Consider the following 13953-nt stretch of genomic DNA (forward strand, 5'->3'; position numbering starts at 1 on the left):
TCACTTCTTTTGTGTTCATTAATTTTAATTAAAACGAGGGGCGTTTAGCAAACTTGCGCCGTGCTGATCTTTGGCTGACAGCACAGGCGGTTGGCTGTTTACCAAGGGCCATTGAATATTAAGTATGGGGTCGTCCCAACGCAGCGACACTTCATCCCCTGGGGCGTAGTAGTCGGTGCATTTGTACTGAAACTCAGCTTCTTCACTGGTGACATAAAAACCGTGGGCAAAGCCAGGTGGCAACCATAGCATTTGCTTATTCTGTTCATTCAGGGTTGCACCCACCCATTGGCCGAAGGTCGTCGAGTTTTGGCGCATATCCACCGCTACATCGAACACTTCCCCTTGGGTGACACGCACTAATTTACCCTGTGGTTGCTGGTGCTGGTAATGCAGGCCGCGCAGGATTCCGTGAGCAGATTTGCTATGGTTGTCCTGCACAAAGGTGTGGTGACCACAGTGGGCTTCGAATTCGCTTTGGCGAAACGTTTCCATGAAGAAACCACGCTCATCGCCGAAGACCTGGGGAGTAATTAACACCACATCGGGAATGGCGAGTTTTTCGTATTGCATAGTTGGTAGACCACCTAAATTAGCAGCGTTTTAATTGGCCACGGACACTCACGGAAAACACGGACAAGGTCAAAAACAAAAACCAATAAAGAATTTAAGGCTTTGTCCGTGCCGTCCGTGAGTGTCCGTGGCGAAATAGGTTTCCCGTGAAGGTCCGTGGCGAAATAGGTTTCCCGTAAGGGTCCGTGGCTAGATATTATCGTTTGGCTGCTATCAGGCGCTGTAGGTATTGGCCGTATTGGGTTTTGGCGAGTGGTTTGGCGAGTTCGGTTAGGTGTTCGTCGCTGATCCACTGTTGCTGCCAGGCTATTTCTTCCAAACAGGCGATTTTGAGGCCTTGTCGGTGTTCAATAGTTTGTACGTATTGGCTGGCTTCTAACAGGCTGTCGTGGGTGCCGGTGTCTAACCAAGCGAAGCCGCGGCCTAGCCGTTCTACACGTAAATCGCCACGCTGCAGGTAGGCGTTATTCACACTGGTGATTTCCAGCTCGCCACGCTCTGAAGGCTTTACGTTTTTGGCGACTTCTACAACATCATTATCGTAGAAATATAGCCCCGTAACGGCGTAAGCAGACTTGGGCTTTTTGGGTTTCTCTTCAATGGAGATAGCGCGACCCTGCTCATCAAATTCAACTACGCCGAAACGCTCAGGGTCTTTCACCAAATAGCCAAATACCGTTGCGCCTGACGTGCGGGAACTGGCGCGTTTTAGCTGATCTGAAAAGTGTTGACCATGGAAAATGTTGTCGCCTAACACCAAGCAAACGGGGCTTTCGCCAATAAACGCTTCACCGATAATAAAGGCTTGTGCCAGACCATCGGGACTTGGCTGTTCGGCATATTGTAGATTAATGCCAAAGTCTTCTCCGCTGCCGAGCAGGTTTTGGTATTGAGGTAAATCTTCAGGTGTGGAGATAATCAAAATATCGCGAATGCCTGCCAGCATGAGCACCGAGATCGGGTAGTAGATCATCGGCTTATCGTAAATTGGCAGTAATTGCTTGGATACACCACGGGTAATGGGGTGTAACCGTGTGCCCGAGCCCCCGGCCAGGATAATGCCTTTTCTTTGTGAGTTTTGGCTCATAGTGGGCTCTTTCATCGGTTTAGCTAAGGGGTTTCATTTTTAGCCACGGACACTCACGGAAAACACGGACAAGGTCAAAACCAAAAACCCAATAATAAATAAAGGGTTTTGTCCGTATCGTCCGTGGCGGGTATTGGGTATTGGCCACGGACACTCACGGAAAACACGGACAAAGTCAAAAGCAACAACTCAATAACAAATAAATGGTTTTGTCCGTGACGTACGTGGCGAATAACGTTTTTTTAATTACTGAGATGTTCTTTAAGCGTTAATACTAGCTGGCTCTGCCAGGGCGGCATGGTGATGCCTAGTGCGCTTTCTAACTTATCCAACGCCATGCGTGAGTTCAGCGGGCGCTGAGCGGGTGCTGGGTACTCTGCAGTGGGGATGCCTGCGGTGCTTTCAGGCGTAATCGTTAGTGCTTCCCCTGCTTTTCGGGCTTGACTGAAAATCTCGCTGGCGAAGCCGTGCCAGCTGGTTTCCCCCCTGGGGGCTAAGTGGTAAATGCCTTGGGGAATGTGAATAGAGAGCCGTGAGCCGTGAACCGTGAAAGACAACGCGGTGATTTGAGCGATTAGGCGCGCGGCCGTAGGCGCGCCTATTTGATCGTTAACGATGCTCAGTGCGTCACGCTCGCAGCCTAGGCGAAGCATGGTTTTCATAAAGTTGCTGCCACGGGCAGCGTAGACCCAGCTAGTGCGAAAAATCAGGTGGCTGGCACCGCTTTCGATAATCCCTTGATCCCCTTCCAGCTTGGTTTGGCCGTAAACGCTGAGTGGGCCTGTGGGGCTATCTTCCTGCCAGGGTGTTTCGCCGTTGCCTGGGTAAACGTAATCCGTTGAGTAGTGCACCAGAGGAATGCCGTGCTTGGCTGCATATTTCGCTAGCTGCGCGGGCAATTCAGCGTTTAAGCGCTGTGCCTGCCCTGGTTCACTCTCGGCGTTATCAACCGCTGTGTAGGCCGCCGCGTTAAGTATTAAGCCAGGCTGGTGTTTGGCAAGGTAAGTATCTACTGCGTCGGCGTTGGTTAAATCGAGTTCTTGGCGTGTCGGGGCTAGAATAGTGCCAAAAGGGGCAAATTGGCGCTGGAGTTCAAAGCCTACTTGGCCGTTACCGCCGGTGATGAAGATGTTCATAATAAACCCCTTTTTTGCCACGGACACTCACGGGAAACACGGACAAGGTCAAAATCAAAATCCTAATAAATTCAAAAACCAAAAAAGAATTTAAGGTTTTGTCCGTGCCGTCCGTGAGTGTCCGTGGCTAAAACTTATTTGTGCAACATCAAACAACGATTCTTTTGATGAAGGCTCTTGGATAGGTGAAATTAACCAATAAACCAACTTGCATACCTGTTGCTCGAAGGTAGTTGATGAGCTGAGCTTCAGCTGATACAGGCATCTGCGATTGTGCCTTCAACTCCATAATCACTTTATCTTCAACTAATATGTCCAGACGATGCTCGCCTACTAGTTGATTTTTATAGTAAATATTGACAGGTTTCTCTGTTTCAACTTTTAAACCGGCAGACAGCAGCTCGATGGCTAATGAACGCTGGTAAATACTTTCAAGAAAGCCTGGGCCGAGGTGACTGTTAACCTCGAAGATAGCACGTCTAATCTGATAGGTGAGTGCCTCATCCTTGAGCATTTTTCTTCTCTTATTTTAAAGCTTTAGGCCACGGACACTCACGGAAAACACGGACAAGGTCAAAACCAATAAAAAGGTTTTGTCCGTGCCGTCCGTGAGTGTCCGTGGCTAAACAGGTTTTATCCGTTCTTTCCGTGTGTTCCGTGGCAAAAAGTGCAGTGGCTCACAGGCTACCTAACCGCTGGCCTTGGTAACTTCCGTCTTGTACGCGTTTCCACCAGGTTTCGTTGGTGAGGTACCACTGCACGGTTTTGCGTAGACCGGTTTCGAAGGTTTCTTCTGGCGTCCAACCGAGTTCTCGTTCAATTTTGCTGGCATCAATGGCGTAGCGTACGTCGTGGCCGGGGCGGTCGGTCACGAAGGTGATGAGCTCACGGTACGACTGTTCCTGTGGCACTAGCTCTTGGAGCAGGTCACACAGCGTTTCAACAACGGTGAGGTTGGCTTTTTCATTATGCCCGCCGATGTTGTAGGTTTCGCCGATTTCGCCTTCTGTAGCCACTTTGATTAAGGCGCGGGCGTGGTCTTCCACATATAACCAATCGCGGATTTGCTGGCCATTGCCGTACACCGGTAGCGGCTTACCTGCTAGGGCATTGAGGATCATCAGCGGGATTAGTTTTTCTGGGAAGTGATATGGCCCGTAATTGTTGGAGCAATTGGTCACCAGTGTGGGCAAGCCGTAGGTGCGCTGCCATGCGCGCACTAGATGATCGGAACTGGCTTTGCTGGCCGAGTACGGTGAACTGGGCGCATAAGGCGTGGTTTCGGTAAAGAGGTCGTCAGTGCCTTCCAAATCGCCATACACTTCATCTGTACTAATGTGATGAAAACGAAAGGCCTCTGCTTTTGCTTTATCTTGCTGCTGTAGGGTTTTCCAATACGCACGGGCGGCTTCTAGCAATACGGCGGTGCCTACCACGTTGGTTTGAATAAACTCGGCGGGCCCGTCGATAGAGCGGTCTACGTGGCTCTCTGCCGCTAGGTGCATCACTACATCGGGCTGGTGCTGTTCAAACAGCTGCTGCATGGCCGAGGCATCGCAAATATCTGCCTGCACAAAGGTGTAGCGCTCGCTGTCTTCCACACTTGTCAGCGATTCAAGATTGCCTGCATAAGTGAGCTTATCGACGTTGACAACACAGTGCCCAGTATTGTGAATTAGCTCACGTATAACGGCAGAGCCAATGAAGCCTGCACCACCGGTAATGAAAAACATTTTACTCATGCTGCAATCTCATATACTCACATAAACCATCTAGTCAGCTATGCACTAACCATCCCACTAATGTCGTCTCTAGCGTTCGCTTTGTCGTAGCTCTAAATTTGCACGCGCTTCTTTAGCTCTGTTGCCAGCTTCTTTTACTGCTTTTTTCGCTTCAGCAATGGCTTCTTTATCGTCTTGTTCTTTGGCATCAGCTAGGGCTTCTTGAGCGGCTTTTAAGTCAGCGTGGCAAACTTGTAGGTATTTTCGCGCCCCTACTACATCGCTCGGCAGTTCGGAGTGACGTTTCTTTTCATCGACATCTGAGTGGTAAGCGGTGATGGCATCATTGATGTCGTCGTACCAGAAGGCGCTACCTTTTTTAAGATAAACCCCTGCCTGACAGAGGTCCTTCAAAATGCCTTCTGAGTGAGAAACCATTATCAAAGACGCTTGACCAGTTTTTGAGGCAAAGAGTTCTTTTGCCTTGGCTTTAAACGCACGATCGCCAACGGCAGTGGCTTCATCAGAAATATAGACATCGAAGTCAAATGCGAGAGAAAGGCCAAACGAAATACGCGACTTCATGCCTGACGAGTAGGTACGAATAGGCTCATCAAAGGCTGGGCCTATTTCTGCAAATTCTTCTACGAACTTGATTACCCGTTTGACTTCATCTGGGCCGCTACCTTGCACACGGGCAACGAATTTTACGTTTTGGCGCCCTGTCATGTTGCCTTGCATCCCGCCGGAAAGCCCTACTGGCCATGAAACGCGGCTATGGCGAATGACTTCTCCACGTTCTGGGGTATCCATTCCGGCAATAAGGCGCAAAAGCGTAGATTTACCTGCTCCGTTTGCACCAATTAAGCCAACACTGACGCCCAGAGGAATAGTGAAATTGACGTCTTTAAGTACCCAATTACTACCATGGTGGTTGTGGTAGCGCTTGTAGAGGTTTTTTATTTCGATCATTTGGGATTCGAAGCCGGTGATATTTCTAAAAACGTTTTAACTTGCAGCGTAATTTTGGGCATATCGCGAAAGCGGTGCTGGCGTTGGCTGGGTGCCTATGGGCGGCTGCGCCGCCATTGCGGGTGTCTCGGTTTCGCTCGTTCCTCGCGACCTCGTTACACCGCACTACGTATGCATTGATTTTGTAGCGCGGTGTAAGCGTCAGCGCACCCGCGAGGTGGGATTCAATTGATAACCGTCAGCGGCTTGCTTTTACGTGCGTAGACGGCTTCTAGCTCATCTTTTAGCGCATTTTTTGCAGTTTGATCGCCGTGTACCAAGCGAATGGTGTGGGGCCAGCGACGCATGCGTTTTACGAAATTGAGCAGGTCTTTTTGATCGGCGTGGGCTGAGTAACCGCTGATGGTGGTAACCCCTGCTTTGATGTCGATACGTTGGCCGTCTATTTCTACCCAGCCACCCTGTGGGCCATATTGTTGAATGGCTCGCCCTGGGGTGCCAGCACCTTGGTAGCCAACAAACAGTACTTGGTGGTGTTCATCGCTTAGCATGGCTTTTAGGTAGTTCATAATGCGCCCGCCTGCGCACATGCCGCTCGCGGCAATCACGACCGCTGGGCGGCCCGTTTTTGCTAGGTATTGCACCGTTTGTTCGTGGGCTTCGTGGCTTTCTACCGTATAGAGATTTTCAAAATTGAGCGGATGTCGACCACTGCGCAGTCGGCGATGGGCTTCTTTGTCCCAGTAGGGTTTTAACTGGCGGTAAATACGGGTAAAGCGGGCGGCCAAGGGGGAATCGACGATAATTTCTAGCTGTTGCCACTGGCTGTTTTTGCTGCGCTTGGCTTCATAAATAATGCCTTCCAGCTCGTAGAGAAGCTCTTGAGTTCGGCCGATGCTGAAAGCGGGCACCATCACTGTACCGCCGTTGATGAGCGCTTGTTCTATGGCGTTTTTGAGCGTGGCCCGGCGTTTGCGGCGGCCTGCATGCTGCCGGTCGCCGTAGGTGCTTTCTAGTACTAGCTGGTCGCAGCTGTAAGGCGATGTTGGTGCAGGTAGCAAAGGTGCGTAAGGTGCACCTAGATCGCCACTGAAGACAACGCGCTCTTTGCTGCCATTAGCGTGCTGGTGGGCCACTTCAACATAGCTTGAGCCGAGTATGTGCCCTGCCCGCTTCAGCTTGATGCGCGTGGTGATGCCTTGATCGGCTCCTTTACGCTCATCTAACACGGTGTGCCACTTGCCGTAAGACACGCTGACAATTTGTGATTCCAGTTGAGCTTGGAAGCGCTGGATTAGCTGGGCATTGCGGGTGAAGCCAATTTTTAAGGCGTCTTCAATCACCAGCGGTAGCAGTATGGCCGAAGGGATGGAACAGAGGATGGGGCCTTTGAACCCTGCGGCCAATAGGTAAGGCAGCCGCCCAACGTGGTCGATATGTACGTGGGTAATGATCAGCGCTTTAATGGTGCTTATATCAAATTCAATTTGCAGCTGTTGGAAGCTGTCTTCTCGCGCGTCTTCGCCTTGAAACAGGCCGCAATCTACCAGCAGCGAGTGGTGTGTATTAAGGATAAGCTGGTGGCAGCTGCCGGTGACACCCGTAGCACCACCATGGTGGATGATATCTAACATCGAAAATTCCTTTTTCGGTGGTGCTGTTGGGGGGTCTTAATGTGGTTACGCTGACAGCTTTTGGGCGGCTGCGCCGCCGTTGCGGGTGCCTCGGTTTCGCTCGTTCCTCGCGACCTCGTTACACCGCACTACGTGTGCATTGACTTTGTAGCGCGTGGTCAGCGAAGTGCACCCATAACCGATTGAATGCACAACTTTTGTAGCGCGGCGTAAGCGTCAGCGCACCCGCGGGTGCAGCGCGAAGCGATGCTGCTTTGGAGCCACCAACCTTACAGGGAGGCTGCGCCGCCGTTGCGGGTGCCTCGGTTTCGCTCGTTCCTCGCGACCTCGTTACACCGCACTACAAGTACAGATACAACCGCTGTTACGTCAGCGCACCCGCGGTGCAGTGTTCAATATAAATACAACGTTAGATTTTAGGCGGCTTGATTTTTCAAAAGTGGCCACGCCCCTTGCTTGGAGGCATCTAAAATAACGATTTCTGTGATTGTCCCGTCTTCTGCATAGCTAATATGCGTATTCCAGTTTTGAGACACTTCTTTGACGGTCGTTTTTTCTGACAAATGCAGCACTAAAATATCGTCAGCCTCATCGTAAGTAGTACGCATTACTTTTCCTCCCACTCAAAATGATGCATTACCGTTTTCACTACCATTTTGTCTTCTAGGACGGCTGCAAACCATAAAAGATTGTCTTGCCTATTAACAAAATGTTTTGCCACCCAGACTCGCACAGCATCTTTATGCTTAACCGTACCTGCTTCTATCAATTCGATTAACTCGTCATCACTTATGTTTCTAGCAGCCATTCTTTCGCTGGCATGACGCGCAATGTGTACTTCTGAGTTAAATCGGTGGCTGTACATTGTTAAGGCTAGCTCACTTTCACATCAGGCGATGTAGCACGAAGTGGTGCTGGTGTTAGTTCGGTGCTTTTGGGCGGCTTCGCCGCCATTGCGGGTGCCTCGGTTTTGCTCGTTCCTCGCGACCTCGTTACACCGCACTACGAGTACAGATACGACCGTGTTACGTCATTGTAACCAGGTTACAAAACCTGTCCTTTAATCCCGGTGGTCTTTCACGATCATGATGATCATGCTGAGAATGAAGGCTAGGAAGATGGTGATGATGGCGAAAACGCTGCTGTTATAAAGCCGGTTAGGCTCTGTTGGGTACTCTGGGAATAGCGGGCTTTGCAACACGCTAACCTGTTTGAGTTGGCGAGCGGCTTCTAAGCGGGTGTTTTCTAGTGCAGCTAACGCGCTGGAGTAGGTTTCCTGGGCGAACTGGGCCTGCAATTCCAAGGTTTCATACTCAGCAGAGATGCGGTTAAGCGAATTGCCCGCCGCTTGCGCTAGGCGGTCGCGCTGTTCAACAATTTGGTCGCGCAGCGCTTCGATGCTGCGCTCTACTTGGCGGAGTTCTGAAGATTGCGAGCTCTGGAAACTTGCTAATGCGTTACGCTGGGCCTGCAGACGGGCTAGGTCACCTTCAAGCGTAGCGACTACTTGATTGATGCTTTCCACCGTTGATGTTGGCGATACTAAGCCATATTCGTTTTGGAAATCGAGTAGTTCAGAACGCGTATCGCGAAAGCGCTCTTCCAGGCGCACCATTTGCTGCTCTAAAAAACGGACCTGCTCTTCTGCTAGTCGATGGCCCATTGCATTCATATGGTCTTCACCCGCTTCTAGAAGCAGTGATGCCATATCGTGGGCAAACTCCGGCGTATAACCTTGAACATGGATATTAAGTACGCCTGCATATTCGTCTAGTTCGACGTTTACCCGGCGTAGGTAGTATTTGTGCAGGTCTTCAATAGGGACATTAGGATCACGCAACTTGGCAAAGATATCACCATGCTCATTGTAATGCTGACGAATGCCTAACTGCTCATCTAGTACCCGCAACATATCGACAGATAACAGATGCTCTCGTAGTAGCAATAAATCTGCGGTATTGCCCGCACCACTGCCTAATAGCGAAGCAAAGCTTAAATCTGGCGTGGCCACTTGAGGGCTTTCTAATACCACCGTAGCCCGGGATACATAGCGCTCTTCCGCCCATACAAACCAATAAAAACTAACAAGTGCGATTGCAATAAAGGCGACTGCCCACTGCGGTGATTTTTTAATAAACCGAGCTATTGAACCTTGCATGAATTATTTTGCCTTTAACCGATTAACAAAGCGCAGGTGCATTAATAGCCCTAGCGTTATTAAGGTGAAAGTGAACAGCCACAGATAAAGCATACTAGTGCCGTTAACTACTTTGTAATTTTCAAAAAAACCTAAGCGAAGTGTTTCCAACCCGTGAGGAATTGGGTTGAGCATTAGATATTCAAGCAACCAGTGAGGCAAACTATTTAGCGGCATTATTACCCCAGATAGAATCATCAGCGGTAAGGAAAGCATACTAACAACCTTACCTACTTCAGGTACCATAGTAGCCGCTACAGAAGTTACTAGGCCTAACCCTAATCCGAGACACCACAGTGATGCCCATGCTGCTAGTGCGCGCACTGCATTGTCTGGGTACATATCTAACCCCAGCATTAAGCCACCGGCAATAAAAATAAGAAAGACAAAGCTGCGTAGCGCACCTTCCAAAAAAATACGTACTAACACAGGGTCAACAGGCTGTACTTGACGGTAAGCAAATAAAGCTCTGTTAGCATCAATAGCACCCATCCCACGCATCATCCCTTCACGTACAAGCATAAAGCCCATCAGGCCCATAATAAGCCAAGGTATAAAGTCAGCATTAGCAACAAGTCGATCGCCACGAATGAAACCTCTAATCGCAATCATGATACCTACGAAGGCGACAGGTTCGAAGACCATCCAGAACCAGCCCATTCGGTCTCCCATTGTTCGCGAGAGCGCTTCCCTTACGAACATGGCATACCAAACACTGCGGGTAACTTGCCAAGGCGTGCGGGCACCTTTCGGTGCACCTTTTACATTTGCCATAGCTCTACTTTTTAATGTGGAATAATTTAAGTGGCGGTTAATACTTGCCACGGATACTCACGGAGGACACGGACAAGATCAACAGCACACAAAAACTTCTTGGTTTTTGTCCGTGGCAACATGCGACTTCCGTGGCTCACGCTATTACAGATCGACTGCGACACGGGTGGCGACGGCGATTTGGAACAGTATTTGTGTCAGCGTGGAAGCTAGCTGCAGGTTGTGGGTAGGAGCAGCGGGCATGACAAGAATTTCATCACCCGGGCGTAGGTTAACGTTGCGGGCGTTTTCTACCGCGCCGTTCTGGCGAACAATGAGAATATGATCTTCATCGGCGCGGTTAGTGAAGCCACCGGCACTTTCAATGTAGTCGATCACGTTCATGCCCGGGCGAAACACTGCGGCTTGCGGCACCAGCACTTCACCGCTAATCAGCATGGAATCACTGATTTCAGGAATAGTGATAATGTCGCCATCCTGTAACCGAATATCAGAGATTCTATCGTTGTAGGCGACTACTAAACGGCCACTAGGTTCTAGCTCGCGGGCGCGTTCAACGAAGTCTTGAATAAGTTCGGCTTCTTGGGCACGAATTTTCGCTTCTTCGTTGGTGCTAGATTCAGCGCTTAGATACGTGGTTTCTAAACGGCGTAAGCTATCTTCCATAGATTGCTTTTGCTGTTGCCTGACGCTTTCACGCTGTAGTGAAATGCTTTCCACCGCGGTCATGTTTTCTGGCACGGGGATGGCGTCTAGCAGTTCACTTAGGCGTGCATCGCGAGGTAAGGCAAACCTAGAGGGGCCGTAATAGCTGCCTTCCACTTCGACCACGATGGTTTCACTGCGCTTGTCAGCGCTGAACAGTACTTCATCGCCACTGCGGATGGTTTGTCCGTAGAACATATCTAGGGGGAAGTATTGGGCAAACGGGCCATCATCACGGTTACCGCGTAACAGCACATGAGAAACACCGCTTCTTAGGCGTGCCAGGTTTACTAGCTCAGCACCGCTTAGCTGGTTACCCAGCAGCTCGTAGCGATGTTCACGATGAACATCGCCGCCTACGGCAATGGCTGGGCCGCGCTCTTCTACAACAATGGTGTCGCCATCTTGGAACTGCGGGCGGGCAATAGAGCCATTAATAAGGAAGTCATACAGATCGACTGTAGCTACGGTACGGTCGTTACGCATCACGCGAATTTGCCGGTAGCTACCTAGGTCTTGGTCGATGCCGCCTGCTTGATCCAAAAAGTACAGCACCGAATCATTCGGGGTGCCCGCAAAGCGGCCTGGATTTTCTACATAGCCAGTCACAAACACGGCTACAGGCTGCACGCCTTGCACGTTGGTATAAACTTGAACATTTTCTGGATAAACCGAGGTAATGGCACCGCGCACGCTGCTTTCTACCTGCTGGCTATTTTGGCCTTCTACATTTAATGGGCCTGAGCCGGGAATAAAGATATTACCTTGAGCATCTACCGGTAGCACCCGTTCAAATTCAAGCGCGCCCCAAACTCGCACGGTAATTTGGTCGCCGGGCTTAACTTGGTAACCGGCATTTAGGCCATCTCCCATTGCACCGCGAAACCCACCGGTAAACAGGTTGGCACCGAACGGCGGAAGAACATCAGGGTTTTGCGGTTGCGCTGACACAGGGCCATACGTTCCGCTACGCCAATCAGCCCGGGGGGTGTCGTTTACTTGTTCTACCTGCTGCTGGCTAGCTTGGTCTTCCGGCAGAATGGTGTTGGGCAGGCTGATACTTTGCGCCCAACTCGTACTGCTTATTAGGCTACTGACAAGCAACAGTGACACAGTGGCTAAAGGGCGTTTCAACGAAAGCCGCTTGATAAGACGAGTAGCATTCATTAGTAGCGCCCTTGTGCTGCAGTAGTTGAAGAAGACATGCTTTGATTTAGCACGCGCTGGTTAACCCAACCATTGGGCGTTTCACAGGTAAGGGCCGTGCGGGCTGCGCCACTTCCTGCTTCTACTACCCGTAGCTGACGGCACTCTCTACCGCTGGCGGCTAGATAAGGCGCATCGGCGATAATTTCGACATTATCACCCCATGGGCTGCGCGCTACGTTTATTACTGCCCCGGCAGGCGCTTGGGATAAAAAGCCATTGAGGTTGTCATCTGCCAGTAGTTTGGCTGAATCTGTGTTTAGCACGTACTGCGCTTGCTGCTGTGTGCTATTGGGATAAGTAGCGCAACCGCTTACTACGGCAACACTTAACGCAGCCAGCAGCATGCGAGCTGGCCGCGCTAGAGAAACGGGGATATTTGACATGATAATTTTCCAGTAAAAAGGCACGCTACCGCCCAGGGATTCATACGGGCGCATTCCCTTGCCCTACGCTGTGCGGCTAAAAATGTGGTTAACCTATGCTATTGATGCGAATTCATTGTAAGGGATTAAAACGCAAGGCTCTACGTTGACAAACGTTATACAAGCAGTTCAGTAAATTTTGCCTTCCTGATTTTTAGCTAAATAAAAAAGCCGACTATATTTTAGTCGGCTTTTTTTATCAATAAATCATAGACTTAAAATTCACACACAAGGTTCAGCAATGGCTTTTATTCTGGGTTACGTTTGCATAAATTCCCCACAGGGCAGCCAGTAAAAAAGCATACATCATGACCCCACTGTTATGTGTTAGAAACACTTGGGATAAGCCAAAATCAATATAGGTAACAGGGAGTAACACACCCGCTGTGGCGATAGAGCGCGTTGTTAAATCGTCAGCCGCTATTTGTTTGCTAAATAGCCGCATAGGGATGATGTACAACGCTAGTAACGCTAGCAAGCCAAGCAACCCCCGCTTAGCAAAAGCATCAACAAACTCGTTGTGGGCATGGCCATACTGAGATGCTTCTTTATTAATGACGCCCTGCTCTCCTAGCTGGGCCATTGCCTGTTTATAGCCATTGCTGCCCCAGCCTGTTAGCGGCTTTTCTTGGATCAGTAGTGCAGCGCCTCTCCACATTTCAAACCGGGACCCCAGTGAAGTAGCGCGATCCTCTCCTGATACATAAAGGCGTATATCTTGCACCGCTTGTTGCACCCTAACTTCAACACCTGTTTTGGGGATTGAGTACATCGCTATTCCCCCGGCTAACATTACCCCTAACGTCAACGCTTTAAAGATAATAGGCAAGTTAGTTCCATACGCGCGGTATAGCACCAACAGTACGATGGGTATTCCAACCCACCCCCCACGACTACCTGAGAGCAGAGAAGCTATAATGCCTCCAAAAGCACCAAGTAACAGAAGCGCTACCCACCAATAGCGTTGACGCTGGACAACTGCCCAACCTAAACCGGCTAAACACAGCACGCCCAGCAACATACTAAGGTTGCCAAACTGAATAACATGGGTGTGACCTTGGGCACGCCATACGCCATCGACTTCTTTCTGCCATATGGCCCACCCGCCCGCCGCTAACGCGCCTAGCGCCATACCACTCCATAAATATGCCAGCCGGGGGGGATATGCAATGACCCACCACATGGCGGGCACAGCGAAAATAAAACGGATAGGCTTATCGATACCTCTACTGCCTTGAGCATCCCACCAGACCTCGGCAAGGCTAACAAGCGCGTAAGCTAATAGCGCGGCGATTACCCAACGATCTTGGTTTGTGAGCGTTGGCAAACGTCTGGCTAATAGCAGCCCAGTCCCTGATAAAAATAGAACTACCGCGCCTAGCGAGTAACCGCTAGGTACCACCAACGCCATAGCCCCTAACAAAAAAACTGCCACACTGGTTAACAAGTGTGGTGGGGCACTGAATTTAATTTTAGGGTCGTTGCTTTTTACTTGACTGAAAACAGACATTATTTGGTTCCAA

14 protein-coding genes are annotated in these 13953 nt (G+C 50.1%); all 14 read right to left on the reverse strand.

All coding sequences use genetic code 11. The features are described 5' to 3' along the window. Positions 1-24: 24 nt before the first annotated feature. The gene (rfbC, locus tag K1Y77_RS11230; RefSeq protein ID WP_264428507.1) at positions 25-573 is read right to left on the reverse strand and encodes a dTDP-4-dehydrorhamnose 3,5-epimerase; all 549 of its coding nucleotides are present in this window, start codon (positions 571-573) and stop codon (positions 25-27) included. A gap of 196 nt (positions 574-769) precedes the next feature. Then, on the reverse strand, positions 770-1660 hold the full coding sequence (rfbA, locus tag K1Y77_RS11235) for a glucose-1-phosphate thymidylyltransferase RfbA (RefSeq protein ID WP_030071909.1): 891 nt from the start codon (positions 1658-1660) through the stop codon (positions 770-772). 242 nt (positions 1661-1902) lie between these two features. Beyond that, positions 1903-2796 (reverse strand): dTDP-4-dehydrorhamnose reductase, encoded by an 894-nt coding sequence (gene rfbD / locus K1Y77_RS11240; protein WP_264428509.1) that lies wholly within the window; start codon positions 2794-2796, stop codon positions 1903-1905. 148 nt (positions 2797-2944) lie between these two features. Continuing rightward, entirely contained in the window at positions 2945-3310 is a 366-nt protein-coding gene (locus K1Y77_RS11245; RefSeq protein ID WP_264428510.1) for a GxxExxY protein, read from the reverse strand. Positions 3311-3473: 163 nt separating this feature from the next. Continuing rightward, positions 3474-4538, reverse strand: coding sequence for a dTDP-glucose 4,6-dehydratase (rfbB, locus tag K1Y77_RS11250; protein WP_264428511.1), 1065 nt, complete (start codon positions 4536-4538; stop codon positions 3474-3476). 69 nt (positions 4539-4607) lie between these two features. Beyond that, the gene (locus K1Y77_RS11255; protein WP_264428512.1) at positions 4608-5489 is read right to left on the reverse strand and encodes an ABC transporter ATP-binding protein; all 882 of its coding nucleotides are present in this window, start codon (positions 5487-5489) and stop codon (positions 4608-4610) included. Between the two features lie 224 nt (positions 5490-5713). Continuing rightward, positions 5714-7123, reverse strand: coding sequence for an MBL fold metallo-hydrolase RNA specificity domain-containing protein (locus K1Y77_RS11260; RefSeq protein WP_264428514.1), 1410 nt, complete (start codon positions 7121-7123; stop codon positions 5714-5716). Between the two features lie 416 nt (positions 7124-7539). Continuing rightward, positions 7540-7731 carry a DUF2283 domain-containing protein gene (locus K1Y77_RS11265; RefSeq protein WP_264017899.1) on the reverse strand — a complete coding sequence of 64 codons (192 nt, stop codon included), beginning with the start codon at positions 7729-7731 and terminating at the stop codon, positions 7540-7542. Further along, the gene (locus tag K1Y77_RS11270; RefSeq protein WP_264428516.1) at positions 7731-7988 is read right to left on the reverse strand and encodes a DUF4258 domain-containing protein; all 258 of its coding nucleotides are present in this window, start codon (positions 7986-7988) and stop codon (positions 7731-7733) included. The genes K1Y77_RS11265 and K1Y77_RS11270 overlap by 1 nt, the downstream gene beginning before the upstream one ends. Before the next feature lie 195 nt (positions 7989-8183). Continuing rightward, positions 8184-9281: a chain-length determining protein gene (locus tag K1Y77_RS11275; protein WP_264428518.1), complete on the reverse strand. Its 1098-nt coding sequence runs from the start codon at positions 9279-9281 to the stop codon at positions 8184-8186. A gap of 3 nt (positions 9282-9284) precedes the next feature. After that, complete coding sequence (locus tag K1Y77_RS11280; protein WP_030071895.1) at positions 9285-10094, reverse strand: ABC transporter permease; 810 nt, start codon at positions 10092-10094, stop codon at positions 9285-9287. Between the two features lie 144 nt (positions 10095-10238). Then, positions 10239-11966, reverse strand: coding sequence for a polysaccharide biosynthesis/export family protein (locus K1Y77_RS11285; RefSeq protein ID WP_264428520.1), 1728 nt, complete (start codon positions 11964-11966; stop codon positions 10239-10241). After that, a complete protein-coding gene (locus K1Y77_RS11290) occupies positions 11966-12391 on the reverse strand; it encodes a DVU3141 family protein (protein WP_264017895.1) in 426 nt (141 codons plus the stop codon). Before K1Y77_RS11290 ends, K1Y77_RS11285 begins: the two co-directional genes overlap by 1 nt. A 274-nt stretch (positions 12392-12665) precedes the next feature. Then, the gene (locus K1Y77_RS11295; RefSeq protein WP_264428522.1) at positions 12666-13940 is read right to left on the reverse strand and encodes an O-antigen ligase family protein; all 1275 of its coding nucleotides are present in this window, start codon (positions 13938-13940) and stop codon (positions 12666-12668) included. Positions 13941-13953 lie beyond the last annotated feature (13 nt).

This window comes from Halomonas qaidamensis (genome assembly GCF_025917315.1).
GTDB lineage: Bacteria > Pseudomonadota > Gammaproteobacteria > Pseudomonadales > Halomonadaceae > Vreelandella > Vreelandella qaidamensis.